This window comes from Stenotrophomonas sp. NPDC047960 (assembly GCF_043204395.1).
GTDB lineage: Bacteria > Pseudomonadota > Gammaproteobacteria > Xanthomonadales > Xanthomonadaceae > Stenotrophomonas.
This window is the reverse complement of record NZ_JBIDBX010000001.1, coordinates 919,009-940,325: the sequence shown is the minus strand read 5'-3', so window position 1 is coordinate 940,325 and position 21,317 is coordinate 919,009. Positions and strand designations below refer to the sequence as shown.

The 21,317-nt window shown below is 66.1% G+C and carries 22 protein-coding genes and 1 tRNA gene; 9 read left to right on the top strand and 14 right to left on the bottom strand.

Features of this window, described 5'->3' with window-relative positions:
• Positions 1-194 precede the first annotated feature (194 nt).
• On the bottom strand, positions 195-800 hold the full coding sequence (locus ACGFZ3_RS04520; RefSeq protein ID WP_392916950.1) for a hypothetical protein: 606 nt from the start codon (positions 798-800) through the stop codon (positions 195-197).
• 170 nt (positions 801-970) lie between these two features.
• Positions 971-1,183, bottom strand: a complete 213-nt coding sequence (locus ACGFZ3_RS04515; RefSeq protein ID WP_392916947.1) for a hypothetical protein — start codon at positions 1,181-1,183, stop codon at positions 971-973.
• Between the two features lie 221 nt (positions 1,184-1,404).
• Here ACGFZ3_RS04515 and ACGFZ3_RS04510 point away from each other — a divergent pair, with 221 nt between their 5' ends.
• Positions 1,405-1,860 (top strand): carboxymuconolactone decarboxylase family protein, encoded by a 456-nt coding sequence (locus tag ACGFZ3_RS04510; protein ID WP_392916944.1) that lies wholly within the window; start codon positions 1,405-1,407, stop codon positions 1,858-1,860.
• 58 nt (positions 1,861-1,918) lie between these two features.
• On the opposite strand, the gene ACGFZ3_RS04505 is transcribed toward ACGFZ3_RS04510, so the two are convergent.
• The 6 genes from ACGFZ3_RS04505 to kdsA all read right to left on the bottom strand — a co-directional run bounded on the left by ACGFZ3_RS04505 (position 1,919) and on the right by kdsA (position 4,847).
• Positions 1,919-2,218, bottom strand: a complete 300-nt coding sequence (locus ACGFZ3_RS04505) for a hypothetical protein (RefSeq protein WP_392916941.1) — start codon at positions 2,216-2,218, stop codon at positions 1,919-1,921.
• Positions 2,219-2,562: 344 nt separating this feature from the next.
• Positions 2,563-2,751, bottom strand: coding sequence for a hypothetical protein (locus ACGFZ3_RS04500; RefSeq protein WP_392916938.1), 189 nt, complete (start codon positions 2,749-2,751; stop codon positions 2,563-2,565).
• Positions 2,752-2,836: 85 nt separating this feature from the next.
• Complete coding sequence (locus ACGFZ3_RS04495; RefSeq protein WP_392916935.1) at positions 2,837-3,199, bottom strand: DUF3168 domain-containing protein; 363 nt, start codon at positions 3,197-3,199, stop codon at positions 2,837-2,839.
• Entirely contained in the window at positions 3,196-3,531 is a 336-nt protein-coding gene (locus tag ACGFZ3_RS04490; RefSeq protein ID WP_392916932.1) for an HK97-gp10 family putative phage morphogenesis protein, read from the bottom strand. The genes ACGFZ3_RS04495 and ACGFZ3_RS04490 overlap by 4 nt, the downstream gene beginning before the upstream one ends.
• Positions 3,532-3,799: 268 nt before the next feature.
• Positions 3,800-3,876, bottom strand: a tRNA-Arg gene (locus ACGFZ3_RS04485).
• A gap of 125 nt (positions 3,877-4,001) precedes the next feature.
• A complete protein-coding gene (gene kdsA / locus ACGFZ3_RS04480) occupies positions 4,002-4,847 on the bottom strand; it encodes a 3-deoxy-8-phosphooctulonate synthase (protein WP_392916929.1) in 846 nt (281 codons plus the stop codon).
• 214 nt (positions 4,848-5,061) lie between these two features.
• Between kdsA and ACGFZ3_RS04475 the strand changes: the two genes are divergently transcribed.
• From ACGFZ3_RS04475 to ACGFZ3_RS04445, 7 genes are read left to right on the top strand one after another with little or no spacing between them, the layout of a single operon-like run.
• On the top strand, positions 5,062-6,594 hold the full coding sequence (locus ACGFZ3_RS04475) for an aldehyde dehydrogenase family protein (RefSeq protein ID WP_392916926.1): 1,533 nt from the start codon (positions 5,062-5,064) through the stop codon (positions 6,592-6,594).
• Complete coding sequence (locus tag ACGFZ3_RS04470) at positions 6,594-7,418, top strand: SDR family NAD(P)-dependent oxidoreductase (protein WP_392916923.1); 825 nt, start codon at positions 6,594-6,596, stop codon at positions 7,416-7,418. The genes ACGFZ3_RS04475 and ACGFZ3_RS04470 overlap by 1 nt, the downstream gene beginning before the upstream one ends.
• A 50-nt stretch (positions 7,419-7,468) precedes the next feature.
• A complete protein-coding gene (locus ACGFZ3_RS04465) occupies positions 7,469-7,753 on the top strand; it encodes a DUF4190 domain-containing protein (RefSeq protein ID WP_392916920.1) in 285 nt (94 codons plus the stop codon).
• Positions 7,754-7,760: 7 nt separating this feature from the next.
• Complete coding sequence (locus ACGFZ3_RS04460) at positions 7,761-8,531, top strand: class I SAM-dependent methyltransferase (protein WP_392916918.1); 771 nt, start codon at positions 7,761-7,763, stop codon at positions 8,529-8,531.
• A 9-nt stretch (positions 8,532-8,540) separates the two neighbouring features.
• The gene (locus tag ACGFZ3_RS04455; protein WP_392916915.1) at positions 8,541-9,596 is read left to right on the top strand and encodes a quinone-dependent dihydroorotate dehydrogenase; all 1,056 of its coding nucleotides are present in this window, start codon (positions 8,541-8,543) and stop codon (positions 9,594-9,596) included.
• 8 nt (positions 9,597-9,604) lie between these two features.
• Complete coding sequence (gene murB, locus ACGFZ3_RS04450; protein WP_392916912.1) at positions 9,605-10,642, top strand: UDP-N-acetylmuramate dehydrogenase; 1,038 nt, start codon at positions 9,605-9,607, stop codon at positions 10,640-10,642.
• Between the two features lie 32 nt (positions 10,643-10,674).
• The gene (locus tag ACGFZ3_RS04445; protein ID WP_392916909.1) at positions 10,675-11,562 is read left to right on the top strand and encodes a DMT family transporter; all 888 of its coding nucleotides are present in this window, start codon (positions 10,675-10,677) and stop codon (positions 11,560-11,562) included.
• Between the two features lie 40 nt (positions 11,563-11,602).
• Here ACGFZ3_RS04445 and ACGFZ3_RS04440 read toward each other — a convergent pair whose 3' ends face one another.
• From ACGFZ3_RS04440 to ACGFZ3_RS04425, 4 genes are all read right to left on the bottom strand, one after another.
• The gene (locus ACGFZ3_RS04440) at positions 11,603-12,652 is read right to left on the bottom strand and encodes a phosphotransferase enzyme family protein (protein WP_392916906.1); all 1,050 of its coding nucleotides are present in this window, start codon (positions 12,650-12,652) and stop codon (positions 11,603-11,605) included.
• Positions 12,653-12,741: 89 nt separating this feature from the next.
• Positions 12,742-14,946: a hypothetical protein gene (locus ACGFZ3_RS04435; RefSeq protein WP_392916903.1), complete on the bottom strand. Its 2,205-nt coding sequence runs from the start codon at positions 14,944-14,946 to the stop codon at positions 12,742-12,744.
• Positions 14,943-16,154 carry a helix-turn-helix domain-containing protein gene (locus tag ACGFZ3_RS04430; protein ID WP_392916900.1) on the bottom strand — a complete coding sequence of 404 codons (1,212 nt, stop codon included), beginning with the start codon at positions 16,152-16,154 and terminating at the stop codon, positions 14,943-14,945. The genes ACGFZ3_RS04435 and ACGFZ3_RS04430 overlap by 4 nt, the downstream gene beginning before the upstream one ends.
• 90 nt (positions 16,155-16,244) lie before the next feature.
• The gene (locus ACGFZ3_RS04425; RefSeq protein ID WP_392916898.1) at positions 16,245-16,769 is read right to left on the bottom strand and encodes a DUF3592 domain-containing protein; all 525 of its coding nucleotides are present in this window, start codon (positions 16,767-16,769) and stop codon (positions 16,245-16,247) included.
• 255 nt (positions 16,770-17,024) lie between these two features.
• Between ACGFZ3_RS04425 and ACGFZ3_RS04420 the strand changes: the two genes are divergently transcribed.
• Positions 17,025-20,114 carry a discoidin domain-containing protein gene (locus ACGFZ3_RS04420; protein WP_392916895.1) on the top strand — a complete coding sequence of 1,030 codons (3,090 nt, stop codon included), beginning with the start codon at positions 17,025-17,027 and terminating at the stop codon, positions 20,112-20,114.
• A gap of 24 nt (positions 20,115-20,138) precedes the next feature.
• Here ACGFZ3_RS04420 and ACGFZ3_RS04415 read toward each other — a convergent pair whose 3' ends face one another.
• Both ACGFZ3_RS04415 and ACGFZ3_RS04410 read right to left on the bottom strand, forming a co-directional pair.
• Entirely contained in the window at positions 20,139-20,636 is a 498-nt protein-coding gene (locus tag ACGFZ3_RS04415) for a hypothetical protein (RefSeq protein ID WP_336443376.1), read from the bottom strand.
• Positions 20,637-20,721: 85 nt separating this feature from the next.
• The gene (locus ACGFZ3_RS04410; RefSeq protein ID WP_392916891.1) at positions 20,722-21,309 is read right to left on the bottom strand and encodes a TetR/AcrR family transcriptional regulator; all 588 of its coding nucleotides are present in this window, start codon (positions 21,307-21,309) and stop codon (positions 20,722-20,724) included.
• Positions 21,310-21,317 lie beyond the last annotated feature (8 nt).

Here is a 21,317-nt window from a genome sequence, read left to right as displayed (position 1 = left end):
TGCCAATCTGCGCCCAATTGCACGGGATTTGCAGTCCTGACACATCTCTATATGCGACAAGGGTTGTGACGGCAATTTCGTTCCGCAAAGTTGTTGAGTCATGGTGCCTTGGCGCTTAGTGCGGCAGGGGGTCGTCAACGATTGCGGAACGAATACGACCCCACCAAAGGCTGGGCCGACCCGGGGGCGCAGCCTTACCCAACTGAACCGTCGGCTGCCGCCTCTCTCGCTGGATAGCCAAAGACCTCCGTTCGGCAATTACCGGAAAGTAGGTTGCCTATCACTCGCCAGGTGTCCCCCGTCTGGTCGCATCCGCCAAACAACCACAGCGCCCCAAGGTTCAAACCAGACAGGTCAAGGTGCTGTACTCGAAAGGACACGTCTCGGTTCACGTAGACCGCCACGGTGAGATCGGATGAGGTGGGGTATTTATCCTTGAGCCCGTCGATCAAGCCCTGAAGGTCTTTGGTGAAGGGCAAGAAGCTTGGCGGAAGCTCCTTCATCTGGACAGGAACAAAACGTATCTCGTCGCCTACACGATGGTGCATGACCGCGTCGTAATCCGACGCTTCGCAGTAGGCCACGTACACGAAGGTCCCCGTTACCCGCCCCGTGAGATAAGCGAACATCGCGCATTGCCGCCGCTCGCCGTAGGGCTTCAACTCCCGGGTACGCAATGAGGCGACTTCGTATGGAACATCCTGCAATGCACCGCTTCGCTCATAGTCACGGAGCCCGATAAGCACCGGCGCAGGATCGAAGTAATCCAATGCTTTCCACTGCCGGATGCGCATGTCCATGCTTTCTCCAGGTCTACCGACCGTCAGCCAGCATCATGGCAAGGACCACTACCATGTCAAGGTCGCGGAAGATCAACAAAGACAACGACTAAGCCGATCTTCCGCGAACACATGCACTCTTTTGGAATCAACGGGTTAGCTGGCGCTTAGGGTCAGTTTGGGGGTCACCGTCAGGCGACCTGATCCTCCAGTGCCGCCTCAAACCGACTTGCCATCCTGTCGAATCGAGCGGCCTCGGCGCGCAGCCGCGCCGCTCCCCTTCCCCGCTGCGCCCGAACGCGCCAGTCGCCGCTGCGATCAAGGTCTAAGGCGTCGGCCTGCTGCCATAGCGAAGCCGCCCGTGCGCGCGCCCAGCGCGCCTTGCCGATCTCTGCTTTTGTCATGGTATCGATAGTGAATGCGGGGCGTCGCATGGTGCGACACGGAGGCAACGCCCAATGACTGGACCTAATGGCCCCCTGATCGCCCCGCTCCCTTATCGCGCAGCCTCGCGCTGGGCGATAGCGCGCCGGTGTCACAGCCGACTGCAGTCATCCGTCTGACTTGGTGATCGGCAGGCTATGCAAGCCGAGATCGACCTACCAAGCAAAAGGAATGAACAGAAATGAATCGCTCGAACTGGTTTGTGGTTTCCCCCGAAGGCGCTAAAGCTGTAGGGCAACTTCATCAATTCGTCACGACCGGCACGGCGCTGCCTTCCAAGCTTATCCACCTCGTATTCCTACGGGTATCCCAGCTCAACGGTTGCGCCCACTGCATCGACATCCACACGCGCGACCTCATCAAAGAGGGAATGTCATTCGACACTGTCGCGCTCGTGCCGGTCTGGGAAGAGGCTGCGTATCTTTTCTCCGACCAGGAACGCGCCGCGTTGGCTTGGGCCGAGGAGGTCACCCTTGTCAGCGAAACGCACGCATCGGATGAAGCCTATGCCAAAGCGGCGGCCAGCTTTAATGAGAAGGACCTGGTTGACCTCACGCTCACCATCGCCGCGATGAATGCTATCAATCGTCTCGGCGTCAGCTTCCGGCTGAAGCCGCGCGCAAAAGCCGACGCATAAGCCTGAGGGCGCCGGGGCGACTGTACTCGCCTCGGCGCAGGCGCGACCATCGGTTGAGTCAGCGCCGGACGCGCGCCGCACTTCTTGTTGCCCGCATCAAGTCGATCTCAGCACGGAGGCGGTCTTGGTGACGGACGACCCACAGCTCTGCGCCGACGACGCCCTGGTCATAGTTGGTGCATTCCCGCGTCGTCCAGCGGCGGCGGTCGGGCCGTTGGGTGTTGAGGTCGGCAAACCACCCTCCGCCGTTGATTCGCTCGGACATCCGCAGCACCTGGGTGCCGTCGCAGAATACGCTGTCGTCCTTCCCGTCAGGGCGGGAGGCCACGGAGCGCCAGTGGAAGTCGGGAGGGAGCATGGCGCGGAATCCTACGGGTCCGGCTCTCAGATTCTGCGACGGTGATCAAACCCTGATCCGCCTCGCGGATCCGCGGGGAATCAGGCCGAATGTGGTGACGACCTGCCCTGCGCATCCAGTCCACGTCACCGTAGTGCCGCTAATCGCCGGTACGTTGACGTTCTGGGGATACATGAGCCCGTTCTGATCGAGAATCGGGATCACAAATGGGATGCCTTGCGAGAGCGCCGGTTCCTGCAGGGACCCCGCACCTTGATTCACGTATCCCAGCAGCCGTGTCATTCGGCTGGTCAGGTCGACGGTGATGTTCCCGTTCGCGTCCCAGCATTGAAGTCCAGTAGGCATCAGTTATTCCAGGTAGCCTTTCGGCCGGACACGAACTGATCCCAATCGTCGTCGAAATCGGAGATATCGATTTCCGACGCCTGGCCATCGGGGAAGCCGACGGACCGGACGCGGGTCACCTTGATGACCTCGGTCGCACCGATGGCGATGAAAAGCTGGGTGTGTTTGGACTTGATCACGTCGCCCATTGCGCTGTTCCTTTGGATAAAGCCCGGTCGCCGGGCAAAAGAAAGCCGGCTGTCGCCGGCGGTTGGGGTTGATGTTGTGTGACGGCTACCGAAGTTCCAGCAGCCGCACGTCGAAGGAAATTCCGAAAGCGCCGGTGTCGTCGTCGTCGGGGGACGGGTTGTAGGATTCGATGCTGCCGCGGCGTTCGACCTCATCGCGGATCGCCACCGCTGCGGCGTTCGCCTGGGTCAGGGTCGAACCCCACACAGTGACGCGTACCCGCCAGCCGTCCGCCGGCGGCGCCTCGCTGAGCAGGTTTTCCGGGCCGCCACCGACGACGTCCCATACCCCGTATGGCATCGCGGTATTTAGTGGCGCGGTGCCGTAGAAGAACCGGATTGGGTTGCCCAGCTGGGCCAGCACGCCGGCGCTGCCCTGCATCACTGCCTGGATCAGCGGCACCATCATTTCCAGCCCCTTGCCTTCATGATCTTGTCGATCGCGTTGCGGGTTTCATCAATCATCACCTGGGCCGCCTGCGCGCCACGAGCCTCCGCCGCAGGGGTCAGGAATGGCTTGGCGCGCATGTTCTTCGTGCCGAACTCGAGGAAGCGCCAGTAATAGGCCCATCCGCTCTGCTCGTAGAGCTTCCCAGCCCGGCCCTGCCGGCGGTTGCGCTTGGTGTTGGCGTACTTGACCTTCTTGCCGGTGCGAACGCCCACGGTGAAGTACTCGCCGCCGGCGCCCACACCGATGACGACCCACTTGTCCGCGAGCTTTATGACGGTAACTGCGCGCAAGACCTGTCATTGCACTACAGCGCGCAGGCCCATTCCAGAATAGGCCAGGAGCAAATCTATTTCAGCGAAGGGTTGACTCCACCCTGCATGGACGGAGTGTCTTTCCGTTACAGGATGCCGTGGGCGAGCAACCAAGCAACGGTCCAGACCCCAGCTTTCTAGCCGCTGGGGGCCCGAACAGACCTGTGCCAACTGTGCCAGAACGTGACGAAAACACGGCTAGATCTGGCACCGGAGGCCCCAGTCGCCTCACGTAACCCGTTGATTTTGGTGACCCCGGCCCGATTCGAACGGGCGACCTTCCCCTTAGGAGGGGGACGCTCTATCCAGCTGAGCTACGGGGCCATGTGCGGGCCAGGCGAGCGTGCCTGGCCGCAGGCTGCAACGCACATTGCGTGCGGGCAGCGGTAAAGGATACCCACATTCAGCGACAGCACCAAGGCCAATACCGCCGCGCGGGCATCTCCGCCTCAGCGGATCTCCAGCTCGGCGAAGCCCTTGACCAGCTCGTCCACCGCCTTGATCTGGGCCAGGAAGGGTTCCAGCGCAGCCAGCGGCAGGGCGCTGGGGCCATCGCAACGGGCGTGGTCGGGGTCGCGGTGCGCTTCCAGGAACAAGCCGGCCAGACCCACGGCCATGCCCGAACGGGCCAGTTCGGCGACCTGGCGGCGACGGCCACCGGAGGCTTCGCTGCCGGCATCGCGGCGCTGCAGGCTGTGGGTGACATCGAAGATCGCCGGCAGCCCGCCGGTGGATTCGATCATTTCGCGGAAGCCCAGCATGTCCACGACCAGGTTGTCATAGCCGAACTGCGAACCGCGCTCGCACAGGATGATGTTCTCGTTGCCGGCTTCGCGGATCTTGGAGACGATGTGCCTGATCTGCGTGGGGCTCAGGAACTGCGGCTTCTTGATGTTGACCGCACGCCCGGTCTGGGCGATGGCCACCACCAGGTCGGTCTGCCGGGCCAGGAACGCGGGAATCTGCAGCACGTCGACCACCTCGGCCACCGGGGCGGCCTGGGCCACTTCGTGCACATCGGTGATCACCGGCACGCCGAGCTGGCGCTTCACTTCCTCGAAGATGCGCAGCCCTTCATCCAGGCCCACGCCACGGAAGGAATGGATCGAGGAGCGGTTGGCCTTGTCGAACGAGGCCTTGAACACATAAGGGATGCCGAGCTTGGCGGTCACCGTGGTGAAGTGTTCGGCCGCATGCAGGGTCGAATCGAGGTCTTCAAGCACATTCAGGCCGCCAAACAGCACGAACGGGAGACGGTTCCCGACCACCACGCCTTCTGCAACGGTAACGTTCATTCAGATTCCTGGGGGCGAACAATGGTGTCCATTCTAGCGGGTTGGCACGGGGCGCCGCCCGACCAACGGTCGGGCGCTACCGTGTCGGCCCCCGGGTAGGTACCGACCGTTGGTCGGTACGGCGGATCGCGACGGGTTAGAATCGTCGTTCTGCACGCCGCACCCCCACCCTGCCAGCGGCTGCGCCCTTTTTCGATCCGCAACAGGAGTTTGCATGTCCTCTGACCTGCTCAAGGCACTCGGCCTCGACGCGACCAACGCTGGCACCTACCTTGGCAATGGCGAGTGGTCCACGGCCACCGGCGCGGGGGTGATCACCTCGGTCAACCCGACCACCGGCGAGGCCATCGCCCAGGTGCACGCCACCACCGACGCCGACTACGAAACCATCGTGGCCCGCGCGCAGGAAGCCTTCAAGGTCTGGCGCACCACCCCGGCACCGCGCCGCGGCGAGGCGGTGCGCCTGTGTGGCGAAGCACTGCGCGCCAACAAGGATGCGCTGGGTTCGCTGGTTGCGCTGGAAATGGGCAAGAGCAAGCCGGAAGGCGACGGCGAAGTGCAGGAGATGATCGACATCGCTGACTTCGCCGTGGGCCAGAGCCGCATGCTGTATGGCTACACCATGCATTCCGAGCGCCCCGGCCACCGCATGTACGAGCAGTACCAGCCGCTGGGCCTGGTCGGCATCATCAGTGCGTTCAATTTCCCGGTGGCGGTGTGGGCATGGAACTCGTTCCTGGCCGCGATCTGCGGTGATGTCTGCCTGTGGAAGCCATCGAACAAGACCCCGCTGACCGCCATCGCCTCCATGCGCATCTGCAATGAAGCGCTGCGGGGCGCCGGCTTCCCGGACATCTTCTTCCTGGTCAACGACGCCGGCACCGAACTGTCGCAGAAGCTGGTGGCCGACAAGCGCGTGCCGCTGATCAGCTTCACCGGTTCGACCCAGGTCGGCCGCCAGGTCGCAGAGAAGGTCGCCCACCGGCTGGGCCGCTGCCTGCTGGAACTGGGTGGCAACAACGCCATCATCCTGGATGAAAGCGCGGACCTCAAACTGGCCATTCCGGGCATCGTGTTCGGTGCGGTCGGCACCGCCGGCCAGCGCTGCACCACCACGCGCCGCCTGATCGTGCACGAATCGATCTACGACAACGTGCTGGCCACGCTGGTCAAGGCGTACAAGCAGGTGGAAGGCAAGATCGGCGATCCGACCGATGCGGCCAACCTGATGGGCCCGCTCAACAGCGACAGCGCCGTGCAGCAGTTCCTGGCCTCGATTGAAAAGGCCAAGGCCAGCGGCGGCACCATCGAAACCGGCGGTACGCGGATCGACCGCGCCGGCAACTTCGTGCTGCCGGCGATTGTCACCGGGCTGAAGAACAGCGACGAAGTGGTGCAGCACGAAACCTTCGCGCCGATCCTGTACGTGATGAAATACAGCACGCTGGACGAAGCCATCGACATGCAGAACGGCGTGCCGCAGGGCCTGTCCTCGTCGATCTTCACCCAGAACCTGAAGGTGGCAGAGCGCTTCCTGTCGGCAGCCGGTTCTGACTGCGGCATCGCCAACGTCAACATCGGTACCTCCGGTGCGGAAATCGGCGGTGCGTTCGGCGGCGAGAAGGACACCGGCGGTGGCCGCGAGTCCGGTTCGGATGCGTGGAAGGTCTACATGCGCCGCCAGACCAACACCATCAACTACTCCGATTCGCTGCCGCTGGCCCAGGGCATCAAGTTCGACCTGTGATGGTTGAATCGGGTGACAGCGTGCCGACCGACGGTCGGCACCTACCGAATGGGGCCGCATTGCGCGGCCCTTCCCTGGATTTCGTTGATCGCCGGGTGCTGGTGGCCGGTGGCAGCAAAGGCATCGGCCGCGCGATGGCGCTGGCCTTTGCCGCTGCCGGCGCCCGCGTTTCGGTGTGCGCCCGCGGCGAGCCCGGCTTGGCCGCACTGCGCGCTGACGCCGCTGCCCGAGGGCTGCCGTTGCACACGGCGGTGGCCGACCTTTCTCGCCTGGCCGACATCGAGCACTGGCTGGCCGGTGCGGCCGACGCGCTCGGCGGTATCGATGTGCTGATCAACAACGCCACCGGTTATGGCATGACCGACGACGAAGGCGGCTGGGACGCCAGCCTCGGCGTCGACCTGATGTCGGCGGTGCGCGCCTCCCGCCTCGCGCTGCCCTGGCTGAAGCAGTCGGCCGAGGGCTGCATCCTCAACCTTGCCTCGATCGCCGCCCAGCAGCCGCGCCCCGCCGCCGCCCCGTATGGCGCCGCCAAGGCGGCACTGATGCACTACACCACCTCGCAGGCGCTGGCCCTGGCCCCGCACCGGATCCGGGTGAACGCCATTGCCCCGGGCTCGATCGAGTTCGAGGATGGGCTGTGGGCACGCCGGCGCCAGCAGGACCCCGACCTTTACCACGGCACCCTGGCCAAGATCCCGTTCGGCCGCTTCGGGCAGCCGGAGGAAATCGCCGATGCCGCCCTGTTCCTGTGCTCGCCAATGGCGCGCTGGATCACCGGGCATACCTTGAATGTCGATGGCGGCCAGGTCCTGATGGGATAAACCCGTTGCTGGCCCTATCATTCCCTTGTCCCACCTACCCCAGGAGCCGCATGAGCCTCCCGCCCCGCCAAACCAGCGCCATGGCCCTGATCAGCCTGATCGCCGGCATCCTCGGCTGGACCGCCCTGCCCTTCCTGGGCAGCGTGGTCGCGATCATCACCGGGCACATGGCCCGCGCCGAAATCCGCCGCCGCCCGCTGGAACTGGAAGGCGACGGTCTGGCACTGGCTGGCCTGATCATGGGCTGGGTGGTGGTGATCGGCAGCCTGCTGGCGCTGCTGGCAATCGTGCTGTTCTTCGGCGGTCTGGCGTGGTTCGTTTCCCTGCAGTCGTGAGGTGCGCATGAGCGGATCGGACGCAACCGAGCGTTTCAGCAACCGCGTGGCGGACTACGTCCGCTACCGCCCCGACTACCCGCCGGCGCTGCTGAACTGGGTGCACGGCGAGATGGGCGTGCCTACCGAAACCCTGGTCGCTGACATCGGCGCCGGCACCGGCATTTCCACCCGCCTGTTCCTGGCCACCGGGCATCCGGTGATCGCAGTGGAACCCAACGGCCCCATGCGCGAAGCGGCCGGGAAGCTGCTTTCCAAGGAATACCTTCGCCTGAAGCTGGTGGATGGCACGGCCGAAGCCACCACGCTGGCCGACCACAGCGTCGGTCTGGTCGCTGCCGCGCAGGCCTTCCATTGGTTCGACACCGATGCGGTGCGCGCCGAATGGAAGCGCATCCTGCACAAGGAGGGCCTCGCGCTGGTGTTCTGGAACTCGCGCCTGCTCGACGCCTCGCCATTCCTGGTGGGCTATGAGCAGTTGCTGCTGGAGTTCGGCACCGATTACACCCAGGTGGCCGAGCGCTACCAGGACGACGATGCCATGCGTGCGTGGTTCGGACCGGGCCTGCGCGGCATCGCCCAGTTCCCGAACGCGCAGTACATGGACGCCGATGGCCTGCGCGGCCGCCTGCTGTCGTCTTCATATGCCCCGCCGCCGGATCACCCGCGCCACGCACCGATGCTGGAGGCGCTGCAGCAGCTGTTCGACGCGCATGCGGTCGATGGCAAAATCGCATTTGAATACCAAACCCGTGCTTTCATCGGCACGCTGGACTGACTGGACGCCATGTACTCGCTTGCCCGACCCTTCCTGTTTTCCCTGGACGCCGAACGCGCCCATGGCCTGGGCCTGAGTGCGCTTGAGCTCGCCTACCGCACCGGCACCACACCGCTGGTGGCACGCCGCCCTGCCCCGTTGCCGACCAATGTGTTCGGGCTGAGCTTCCCGAACCCGGTCGGTCTGGGCGCCGGCCTGGACAAGAACGGCGAGCACATCGACGCACTGTTCGGGCTGGGCTTCGGGTTCGTCGAGATCGGCACGGTCACGCCGCGCCCGCAGGACGGCAATCCCAAGCCGCGCCTGTTCCGGCTGCCTGCCCACCAGGCGATCATCAACCGCATGGGGTTCAACAACCAGGGGGTGGATGCGCTGGTACGCAATGTCGAGCGCGCGCAGCGCCGCAGCGGCCTGCTGGGCATCAACATCGGCAAGAACAAGGACACTCCCAACGAGCAGGCGTTCGACGATTACCAGCACTGCCTGCAGAGGGTGTATCCGCTGGCCGATTACATCACCGTCAACATCTCCTCGCCCAACACCGCCGGTCTGCGCGAACTGCAGGAAGAAACCGCACTTCGCCAGCTGGTATCGCAGCTGCGTGAAAGCCAGGAAGCGCTGGCCGCCAGGCATGGCAAGCGGGTACCGATGCTGGTCAAGGTCGCCCCGGACCTGAGCGACCGCGACATCGATGCCGCAGCGCGGGTACTGGGCGAATTGAAGGTCGACGGCGTGATCGCCACCAACACCACGATTGACCGCAGTGCGGTTGCCGCTGAGCGGCACGCCAACGAAGCCGGCGGCCTGTCCGGCGCACCGCTGATGGGGCAGTCCACCCTGGTGCTGCGCCGCCTGCGCGCGCGCCTGCCCGAATCCACGCCGCTGATCGGTGTCGGCGGCATTCTGTCCGGCGCCGATGCCGTTGCGAAGATGGCCGCCGGCGCTGCCCTGGTCCAGTGCTACAGCGGCCTGATTTTCCGCGGCCCGGCGTTGGTGCACGACTGTGTCGAAGCGATCCGGCGACGCCGCGAAGCACCGAGCCGTGGCGCGGTGGCCCCGCTATGAGGACTGCAATGCCTGCCTGGTCGCTGACCGAAAACGCCTCGCTGAAGGCCCTCAATACTTTCCACGTCGACGCTGTTGCAGAGCAGCTGCTTGAGCTGCACGACGCCAGCCTGCTGCCGGATGTGCTGGCCCTGCCCGAGGTCGCCGGCCACCCGCTGCTGGTGCTGGGCAGCGGCAGCAACGTGCTGATCGCCGACAACGTGCCAGGGACTGTGCTCGTGTTCGCCAACCGTGCCATCGACGTGCTGGAACACCGCGCCGACCACACCGTGGTGCGTGCCGGCGCCGGCGTGAACTGGCACGCGCTGGTGATGTGGTCGCTGCAGAACGGCCTGTCGGGGCTGGAAAATCTTGCACTGATTCCCGGTACGGCCGGCGCGGCACCCATCCAGAACATCGGCGCCTACGGCGTGCAGGTTGATGAGTTCATCCAGGCAGTGGAGGCCTGGGATCGCCAGAACGGCGAATGGGTGCGGCTGGACGCTGAAGCCTGCGCGTTCAGTTACCGCGACAGCATCTTCAAGCAGGATGCGGACCGCTACCTGATCAGCGCCATTGAACTGCGCCTGCCACTGCTGCACGCCTTGCGCCTGGGCTATGCGGGCATCGCCGAGGAAATGCAGGCGATGGGCGTGGAACTGCCGGTGGCCGCTGACGTAGCCAATGCGGTGATTGCAATCCGCCGACGCAAGCTCCCTGACCCGGATGTACTGGGCAATGCGGGCAGTTTCTTCAAGAACCCGGTGCTGCCTTTGGAGCAGGTGGAGGTGCTGCTGCAGCACTTCCCTGGCCTTCCGGTGTACCCGGCCGACCAGGACGACCGGCGCAAACTCTCGGCCGCCTGGATGATCGAAGCGTGCGGCTGGAAGGGCTTCCGCGAAGGCGATGCCGGCGTGGCGCCCCAGCACGCACTGGTGCTGGTCAACCACGGCAACGCCACCGGTGCCGAACTGCTGGCGCTGGCGCGGCGGGTTTCCGCATCGGTATTGGAAAAATTCGGTGTTCCCATCGAACCGGAGCCGCGCCTGATCGGCGCGCAGTGGTGACCGTACAGCTTGCCCTTCCAGCGCCCACACCGATGCGTGCGGCGCTGCTGATGCTGGGCAGCACCCTGGCATTCGGGTTGATGGCCGTGGCGATCCGCTATGCCACCCGCTACGTACCCACCCCGGAAGTAGCGTTCTTCCGCAACGCGTTCGGCCTGCTGGCCCTTCTGCCGTTCCTGCTGCGCCCGGGCAGCGCCCCGTTCCGCACGCAGCAGCTGCCGCGCTACCTGGTGCGCAGCCTGATCGGGCTGGCTTCGATGCTCTGTGCATTCTGGGCCATCGGCCACCTGCCGATGTCGCAGGCGATCTCGCTGTCCTACTCCACGCCGCTGTTTGTCACCATTGCCGCCGTGCTGTTCCTGAGCGAAACCGTGCGCGTGCGCCGGTGGGCGGCGGTAGTCTGTGGCTTTATCGGGGTCCTGATCATCGTTCGCCCCGGGGCCGACACGTTCAGCCCGGGCGTGCTGGTGGCGGTGCTGGCCGCTGTGCTCAGTTCACTGGTCGCCATCCAGATCAAGCAGCTGACCCGGGTGGACGGGGCCGATACCGTGGTGTTCTACACCTACGTGTTCTGGGTCCCGCTGTCGCTGGTGCCTGCCCTGTTTGGCTGGGTCTGGCCCAGCGGCGTTGCATGGGCCTGGCTGGCCGCTACCGGCGTGCTGGGCACGCTCGGCCAGCTGTTGTGGACCCGGGCCCTGCGTCTGGGCGAGGTATCGGCACTGACCCCGATCAGCTTCATGCAGCTGCCGCTGGTCAGCCTGCTGGGCTGGCTGCTGTTCGATGAAACGCTGGACCGCTGGACCGTCATCGGGGCGGGCATCATTCTCGCCGCCAATGCCTACATTGCCCACCGCGAAGCGGTACTGGTGCGGCGCGCGGCATCGGAAGCGGCCACGGCCGGCGCGAAGCCGGGCGAGTAAGGGGGCCAAGGGGCCGGTTCTGCGCGTTACCGGCTGCGCGTCATTGCACGGCCGCCCAGCTTCGCGCAGCCGCGTCGATGACATTACCCGGCGCGAACTGCTCCTCCATGAAACGCAGCGCCTGCCGACGCTGGCTGGGGGGGCGCGATGCCGCGCCCGGCTCCAGCAGCAGATCGTGGAATTCCTGCAGATCGTGCAGGATTCGCCAGTGGCGGTAGTAGGCCAGACGGACCGGATCCAGCGCCACCGCGCCATAGCCTTCGCGGAACCCTGGCGGATCATCACGTCCCCAGCGACCGCCGACGCCTGCGCCGACGAACATCAGGTCGCGCTCGCGGGGCGCCAGCACCATGTCATCCCAGTCGATCAGATGCAGACCACCATCGGCGCGCAGCAACACGTTGCCCGCGTGCAGGTCGCCGTGGCACAGCCTCCGCGACCAGCGCTGCCCCGAAAGCCGCTCCCGCAGGGCCACGCAGTGCTGCCACACCTCGACCACCCGCGCCTGCCGCTGCCGCCAGACACGCCGGTACTGCTCAGCCAGCGCATCGGGAATGGGCCAGCGTTCATCGCCGCGCTGCAACCACGAACCGACCCGTTCCACCGCCGTGTCATCATCGAAACCCGGTTGCGCAAGGCCGGACGCCAACCGGGCCGGCAACGGGGTGTCATGCACCTGGCGCGTCACCAGGCCCAGCCGGTGCCACTGCGCGTGCGACAGGGCCACTTCGAAACCCGACTCGCCTTCCACATAGGCAAACAACGTCCACTGCAGGCCCTCGGCGTGTGGGGCCGGCGCACCGTCAAGCGCAGGCTGCGGGGCCACCACCTCGTCCAGGCCGAGCGCGCAGCGCAGGTGCTGCAGGACCTCCCATACGGCATCTGCAACGGCATAGCGGCGGCACTTCAACCACCAGCGCGCGCCATCATCAGAGGTCACCTGATACACCGTGGCGCCCGCATCGGCCCCCGCCGGCCGCTGCATGACATGACTGACGTGCAGGCCGTAGGCCTGGGCCAGCACGGTGCCAATCTGCGAAGAAGACAACTCCTGGGGATGCAGCATCACTCCGCCGTAGCGCGCGAACATCGCATCACTATCCCAGAATCGCGTCGATACACACAGGGAAACGCGTCACGAAGAGACGTAATTTTTCATTCGTTAGATTGACACCGGAGTCATACCGCCGCGCCGGTCACCAACGCCTGGAGTTCGCGCTGCAGCAGTACCTGCACTTCCTCGCGCTGGAACTGGGTCACGAATACAGGCACCGCAAATACGTAGGGCAACCCGTCAGCTTCACGGCGAATGACATACGCCAGCTGCAACCGCGCCAGGGCATGGCGTATCTGCTCCGGTTCGACCCGGGCCCCCACCGCATCGAATGCGGTCAGCAGCTCCAGCAGGGTGATGCCGCGCTCGCCGCTGCCCACCAGCTGTGCACCCGCTAGCTGGTACACCACAATGCGGTCGATGCGACACGCCAGGGGATCAGGACTCAGCCGCGCCCACCCGGCCAACGCATCGAACATCGGCTCGCTGACCAGCGCCCCGTGTACCTGCGTGGCATCCAGCACGCGCTGGCCACGGTCCAGCTGGGCCAGCAGCTGCTGGCACGCAATGGCGACCAGATTGGCGCGGCGCCCGCACGCCGCCACCAGCCGCTGCGGCAGGTCCGGGCTGGCGAAGTGCACGCCCAGGCGCGCCATCGGTTCGGTGGCCAACGCCAGGCAGGCGTCCTGTTCCAGCCCGCCGATATGGATCACGTCGCCGAAATTGCGCAGTGGCGACGCGAAATCCAGGGTGACCGCTTCGTACAGGTCCCAGAACCCGGCCAGCATGAAGTGGCAGCGCCCCTCTTCGCTCAGCGCGCGCAACGCCGCCAGTTGCGGGTAGCCGTGTGCCGCTTCGGCGCGCAGGAACAGATCGGTCTCATCGATCAACAGCAGCAGGCCCCGTCCGGCAGCCCGCGCGGACAACTCGGCGACCAGCGCATCGATCCCGGTGTCCTCGGCCAGGCCCAGTTCCAGCGCCAGCCGCATCGTCAGCCGATGATCGCGCAGCGACAGGTACACGCAGTGCACGCGCGGGTGGCCGACGAACCGCCGCTCGATCGCCTTCATCAAACTGGTCTTGCCGAGCTGCCGACCGCCCACCAGCAGGTAGTTGCCGGGCTCGCGGTTGAGTACGCGGGCCAGCAGCGACTCGCGCCCGAAGAAGGCCGCCGGGCGGGTAATGCCACCATGGGTCTGGTAGGGCGAGATGCGGGTCACCCGGAGCTGCCGGGCCAGCAGCCCGACCAGCGCGTCGAGCGCCCCCGGCTGCAGCAGCCAGCGGGTCTGTGCGACCTGGCCCAGGCACACACACAGGTTGGCGGGATCATCAGCGTAGACCGCCAGTTCGGCCTCGGCGGCCAGCGATGGACTCACCACCAGCACCACGTCCTGTCCATTGGGCATGGCGCGCAGCTGTTGCACGATGGCGTCGGCCGCCAATGCCGGATCAGGCTGGTACAACCACAGCCGCTCCAAGGCCAATGGCAGCTTGTCCGGCAGGGTCCATTCGCGCACCAGGCCGGTCAGCGCCCAGCCCGGTGCCGGCGCATCGATCGCACCGATGCGCGCGGCCAGCTGCACTGCACGTGTCGCGGGCGTGCCCTGCAGGTGCCGCAGCGCGTCGCGCCATCGCACCGTCGCGATCCCGGCACCGGCCAGGACGCGATCGCGAAGCCGCAGCCATCCCAGCTGGCGGTCGATGGCGGGCAGTGCCTGCAACGGCTGGGCGAGCAGTCGTTGTGGCTCGCGCACGATATCGGCCACCGCCGGCCGCACCCGGTACCAGAGCATGCCAAGCCCGGCCAGGCCCAGTACCGACAGCCCCAGCACCACCGACAGCCACTGCACGATGCCCCAGGGTGCCTGCGCGTGGCAGTTGGCAGGCAGCCAGCGAGAGGGCGGCGCAGGATCGCCGGGACGGCACCGCCAGTACTGGGTGCGCGGCTCCAGCGTCTGCTCGATCACCGCCCCGCGCAGTCCGCTGTTGGCCGGGAAGCGGTCGGTGAAGCGCAGGCGCAGCACGAACGGCTGCGGCAGTTCGGCAATCACCAGGGTTTCCTGCGGATCATGCACGCCCGGCACGTGCACCTGCTGCGGCCAGGTTTCATGCTGGAGCCAATACGACAACGCCTCTTCGCGCAGGAACATCATGTCGATGTTCGCCCGCTGCATGAGCATCATGCTTTCGCCGTCGCGCTGCATGCGCAGCAGCTGCACCGGATTGAGCCACGGCACGAACAGGTAGCTGCCGACGAACCAGGTCAGTCCGGCCACCAGCAGCAGCCACCACCAGCGCAGTACCGGCTGCCGGCGCGGTGGGCTGCTCATGCAGGCTGCACCTGCAGGCTGTCGATGACCTGTTTCACCGCGCGGCGGATCGCCTCGCAGCGCCATTCCAGGTAGCGCCCCTGCGGGTGCGTGCGCGCGGCAAGCAGGTTGTTCCAGTACAGCTGGCGCAGCACCGGATCGGCCAGGTACGGCCGCGCCGGTGCTACCACCGGGTGGGCCAGCCATCCCTGCACGGCGGCACGGGCCGCCTCATCACGCAACAGCGGCACCAGTGCCTCCCACAACCGTGGATGGCTGGACAGCGTGTCGGTGACCGCCCCATCGTCGAGAGCGGTGTCAGCAAGCAAGGTCAGTGCGGCCTGCGCCAGCAGTGGATGCCCGCCGGACAACCGCAGCGCGCGCGACAGCGTGTCATCGCCGATGCCGGGCGCACTGCGCCGCATGTCCTCGATTCCCAGCTCCGGCCAGCTCTCGCTGGCCGCAATGTTGAGCAGCGAAAGATCGCCGCCCTGGTACTTCAGGTCGGCCAGCGCGGCGCCGCCACAGATCAGCAGGTGCAGCTTGCCGCTGTACATCTCGCTGAGACTGCGCAGGATGCCGGCCAGCACGTCGCGCGGACCGGGATTCCCCTGCTCGAACCGGCTTACCAGGCAGAACAGCGCACCGGGCTGCTGCAGCCGACGCGCCAGTGCCATCTCGAAACTGGCGTCCGAGCCAACCCCGTCCAGCCCGCACTGTGCGGCCAGCAAGGCAAAGTAGTCCTGGTCACCCTCGCCGGAGCGGAACGGCGGCTGCAGGTGCAGCACGCGCTCCTGCCCATAGCGTGCGGCTGCTTCAGCGAGAATCGCCGCGCGTTCCGGGGGCTGCCCCCAATGGGCCTGGGTCAACAGCAGACTCACCGGATACGGACGCAGCAACTGCAGCCGGTCGAACAACCGGGTGACGGTCGGCGGCACTGAGACGGCGGGATCGGCCTGCTCTTCCCGTGCCGATACCGGCTCCACCGGGAATTCCGGCTCGAATCCCACTGACTGCAGCAGTGCATTGCATTCGGTTTCGGTCAGGCGCAGGTAATTGGCGCAGGCCAGGACCCGGTCGCGGTGCCGGCGGCTGGGCCGCGAAGTACCCGCGCGCCAGTTGTTGACCGCCTCGCGGCTGATGCCGATCTCGGCGGCCACCCCGCCGGCACTGGCCCGGATCCGCCGCATGTGTCGAGACAGCAGGTCCGCGAACTCAGGGGCGGGCATCGGAAACGACCAGAACGGAAGAGAGTCGCACACCCTACCGTGACCGTCTGGACTGTCAACCATGCCTGCGCTCCCCTGCCTGCCGCCGGCTCAAACCGCAGGAAGCGCAGGGCCCTGGCGCACGAACAGCTTGCGCGTCACCAGCAGGTGCACCACGAAGGCCAGGATCGCCAGCATGCCCAGCGCCACGATCACCCGGCCCAGTACCGAACCCAGCCCCTTCTGCCCTTCAAGGCGATCAAGCCGGTCGAACTGCGCGGGGTTGCTGCGTGCGTAAGCCACGTCGACCTGCGGCGCTTCACCCAGGTACGGCGTGGCGTTGTCCTCGGAAGTGGAGAAGTGGCCGGTGTACTCGACGCCATCAACGCTGAAGTCGTAGCGGAAGTGGTACTGGTAGGACACCCGCCCCTTGCGGCGCTTTTCCTCGATGTGGTCCACCTGCACCGGCGCCTGCACGGTCACCGCATCCTTGAGGATGGCTTCGGCCTGGCGGTGGCCACTCAGGGCCGACCAGGCAAAGACCACTGCAAGGATGGCGTAGCCGATGCTGCACAGCCACCGCGAAACGCGGGACACGCGGGCGTGCGAGGTGTCTGAAACTGGAATGCTGATCATCTGTTCTTCCCCGTTGGTGGTCGCTTGCGTCATCAGCCAGGTCGCCGTGACATCGGGATCCAGTGTGGGGAGTTCCGTCGCGTTGCTGAACGGGCAGCGTGTCAAGTCAGGACCTCGGGCACCTGACAATCCGTCAACCCGGCGTCGGGGTGCGACCCCGGGGACGCCATACTGCGATGCGTCATGTAACCGATTACAACCACTGCTACGGTTGGCCCGCCTCACTGGTGAGGCCGTAGCAGGAGGGTTGTCTTGATGAGTGTGTATGTACGTCGGCGCATGGTGCTGCTTCCCGTGCTTGGCCTCGTGTCTGCCTCAACCTGTTTTGCCCAGGACCTGCCGGACCGCAGTCAGTGGCAGGCCAGCAGCTCCTCCTCGCAGGTTCCCGCCATGGCGGTGAGCCACCTGATCGACGGCGACCCCAAGACCGTGACCGGCGGCGCGTTCAGCCCCGGCCACTGGTTCCAGGTAGATCTCGGAAAGCCCACCTCGCTCAGCGGCACCCGGCTCACCTGGGATGTCTCCAACCCGGAGGGCTACAGCCTGCAGACCTCGCTGGACGGCAAGCAGTGGCAGGTCGCCTACACCATGCGCGATTCGCTGGGCGGTATCGAAACGCTCTATTTCTCGCCCCGCCAGGCCCGCTACCTGCGGCTGGCCAGTCCGCAGCGCACCTCGGACTGGGGGGTGTCCATCTTCGAACTTGAGCCGCTGGACACGCGCGCGACGGCCCGCATTTCCGGGCTGGATGCGAAACAGACGGCGGCAGTGTGGCAAGGCGGCAGCGCAGTCGCCATTCCTGTCACCCAAGATGGCCACCATGTGCTGGACATCGCTTTGCCCAAAGCAGTCTCCACCACCGGTCTGGCGGTGGACTGGGCAGGCGCGCATGGTAGCGCTCACCTGCAGGCACAGGACGCACAGGGACGCTGGATCGCGCTGGCGCAAGACCCACAAGCCGGCAGCCGGCAACAGAGCTGGCTGGCCGGCACCGCACCGGTGACCGCACAGGCATTGCGCCTGCAGGTGGAAGGCCCAGCACCGAAGGTCAATCGCCTGCGCCTGCTCGGGCCGGGCGCCGTGATGACGCCGATGAAGCGCTACCAGACCGCCGCAACGGGTGCCCAGCGCGCCCTGTTCCCGGCCTCCCTGCACATGCAGCAGACCTACTGGACCGCCGTGGGCGTGCACGGGGGCCTGCAGAAATCGATCTTCGACGAGTTCGGCAACATCGAAGCGTTCAAGGGCGCACCGTTGGTACAGCCGATCTGGCGCAATGCCGATGGCAGCGCCGCCGGCGCCGCCGACCAACCGGTGCAGCACGCGCTGCGCGACGGTTGGAAGCCGATGCCGTCGGTGACGTGGAAACCGCAACCCGGCCTGGAATTGAACAGCGAGGCCTTCGCCGTGGAGCTGGGCGGCCAACCGGTCACGCTGGTGCGCCACCGCCTGCGTAACGTTGGCACTACCCCCATCGCCGGCAGCCTGGCGCTGGTGACGCGCCCGATGCAGATGAACCCGCCGTGGCAGAACGGAGGCCTCTCGCCGATCCGTTCGGTGGCCATCGACGGCACCACGGTGCGGGTCAACGGGCGCTCACTGCTGCATTCGCTGACGCCGGTGGAGGCGTCGGGCGTGGCGCCATTCGGCCCCGATGGCAGTACCGAGATCACCGCCGCGGTGGCGCAGGGCGAACTGCCCAAGGCGCAGCAGGCCGATGACCCGGATGGCTTGGCAGCGGCCGCCCTCGCCTACCGCATCGACCTTGCCCCGGGTGCCACCCAGTCGGTCGTGGTCGCGTTTCCGCTGGGTAGCGCCGCTGCCAACAGCGACGGCGCGCTTCCAGAGCCTCCACCGATCGCATTCGGGATGAAAACGCAGAACCCCGATGCGCTGTTCGACACACTGGCTGCCCGCGTGTCCAACGATTGGCAGCAGCGCCTGGGCCAGGTCGGCCTGCGCCTGCCCGACCCGTCACTGGTAGACATGCTGCGCGCCCAGGCGGCGTACATGCTGATCAACCAGACCGGGCCGGCGATGCAACCGGGACCGCGCAACTACAACCGTTCCTTCATCCGCGATGGCATGGCCACCTCGGCCGTGCTGCTGCGCATGGGCGAATCACGGATCGCGCGCGACTACCTGGACTGGTACACCAAGCACGGCGTGCACGCCAACGGCCTGGTCTCGCCGATCCTCAACAACGACGGCAGCGTCAACACCGGCTTCGGTTCGGATATCGAGTACGACAGCCAGGGCCAATACGTTGCGTTGGTGGCCGATGTGGCGCGGCTGGATGGCGGCCCGGAATCGGTGCGCGCCTACCTGCCGAAGGTGAAAGCCGCGCTGCGCTTCCTGCAGGCGCTGCGCGAGCGCACGCTGGTGCCCGGCTACATGGCCAGCCAGCCCGCGCCGGAGCGGTTCGCCGGCATCCTGGCACCGTCGATCAGTCACGAAGGCTATCCCTCGCCGACCCACAGTTACTGGGACGACTACTGGGGCCTGAAGGGCTGGCATGACGGCGCGTGGCTGGCCGAATCCCTGGGGGATCACGAAACCGCCGCGTGGGCGCGCGAACAGTACCGCCTGCTGCACGATGCGCTGGCCGCTTCGATCCGCGCCACCATGGCGTGGAAGGGCATCGACTTCATCCCCTCCTCCGCCGACCTGGGCGATGGCGACCCCACCGGCGTGTCGATCGCGCTGGACCCCACCGGCGCGCAGGACGTACTGCCCGGGCAGGCCCTGCGCACTACTTTCGCGCGTTATCTGGATGACGTGCGCAAGCGAAACCAGCCTGACGCGCTGTACGCCTACACCCCGTATGAAATCCGCAATGTCCTCAGCTACGTCCACCTGGACCAGCCCGAAGCCGCCGATGAACTGCTGCAGGGCCTGCTGCGCGACCGCCGCCCGCTGGAGTGGCAGGTGCTGGCCGAAGTGGTGCACTCGCGGCTGCGCTTCCCGCGCTACCTGGGTGACATGCCGCACACGTGGATCGGTGCCGAGTACGGGCGCACGTTGTTCGGCATGCTGATGCGCGAGGACGATGATGCGCTGTCGCTGCTGCCGGGTACGCCGCCGTCGTGGCTGGCGGGCGACGGGTTGGCGGTGGAGCGGTTGCCAACGGCGTTCGGGACGCTGCAGATGGACGCGGTGCAGCGTGGCAGCACACTGAAGGTGACGTTGGGCAAGGGCCTGCGGCACAACGCCGCGGTCCGGGTGTGGTGGCCTTCGCGCACCCGGCCCAACCACGTGCGTGTGGATGGGCGGGATGTGCAGGATTTTGATGCCAAGGGCGTGCGGCTGGGCAAACCGTTCCGGACCCTGGAGGCGGTCTGGTAGAGCCGGGCCCTGCCCGGCTGCATGTCACTCCATGCGTCTGTTGCGCGCATGGATCATCCATCCCTGCGCGGCGATCCCGATGAGAAACACGACGAAGCAACCCAGCAGGGTCTGCAGCACTACCGGCGCCATCGGTGCAGCGGCAAGCGGATGCGACACCGGCAGGCGGGTCAGCGATTCATTGACGGCAGGCACCAACCCGAGCAGGAAACTGAATGAAAGCGCGAACGCGGACAGATACGGTCGGAGTCGTCCAAGGAAGCCGATCCGGTTCACCAGCACCCCGCCGAACGCCACCAGCAGCACCACGATGCCGAAGGCGTGACCGGGATTGAGCCCACCGGTGCTGGAGACGGTGAACGAGGTCGCCACCGCCAGCACCAGGCCGACCAGATAGAGCTTGCCGGCGCCGGTGGCGGGATCGATCTTCCGGTGGCGCACGAATCCGTACAGACCGGCGAACACGGGGATCAGGCTGATGGCGGTATGCAGTACGCCGAGTGCTGAGAGCGGATGTGTCATTGGAACGGTCCTCAAGTAAACCTACTAGTAGGTAGGCACGATGGCCATGAGAAAGCCCGCGTGAGGCGGGCTTCAGAAAATGGATTCAACGTTGTGCAGTCACCCGCGCAACCGACAGCCGCGCCAGGGCTGCGAACGTCTGCGCATCACCAAACCCCCGCGCGGCCAGCATCGCCCCATGCACGGAGGCCATGAAAGCCTTGGCCTCATCCGAGGGCGCGCCCTGCAGCTGGAACTGCCCCTGCGCTACCCCCTTCTCCAAGGTCGCAGTCAACCAGCCACTGAGATCCTCGAAGTGTCCGCGCACTTCTTCGGCAATTTCCGGGGGAATCATCGGTGACTCTGCCGCGAGCATGGCGCAGATGCAGAACGAGGCCGTGCCACCGGCGATGCAGCTGGACCAGTACTCGACGTAGGCATTGAGCTCCTTCAACGGATCACCCAGCTGCCGGTCCAGCATGGCCAGCCCTTCCCGGGCCTCGGCGCGGTACAGCGCCACCGCCGTACGAACCAGCTCGGCTTTGCTGGGAAAATGATGATGAATGCTGGCCTTGCTGATGTTCACCCTGGCCGAGATATCGGCATAGCTGAAGCCGTTGTAGCCGCCCGCCTCCAGCAACGTGCGCGCGTGCGCGACGATTTCAGCGGCTTTGGGGGAGAGGACGGTATCCATTGGCCTAT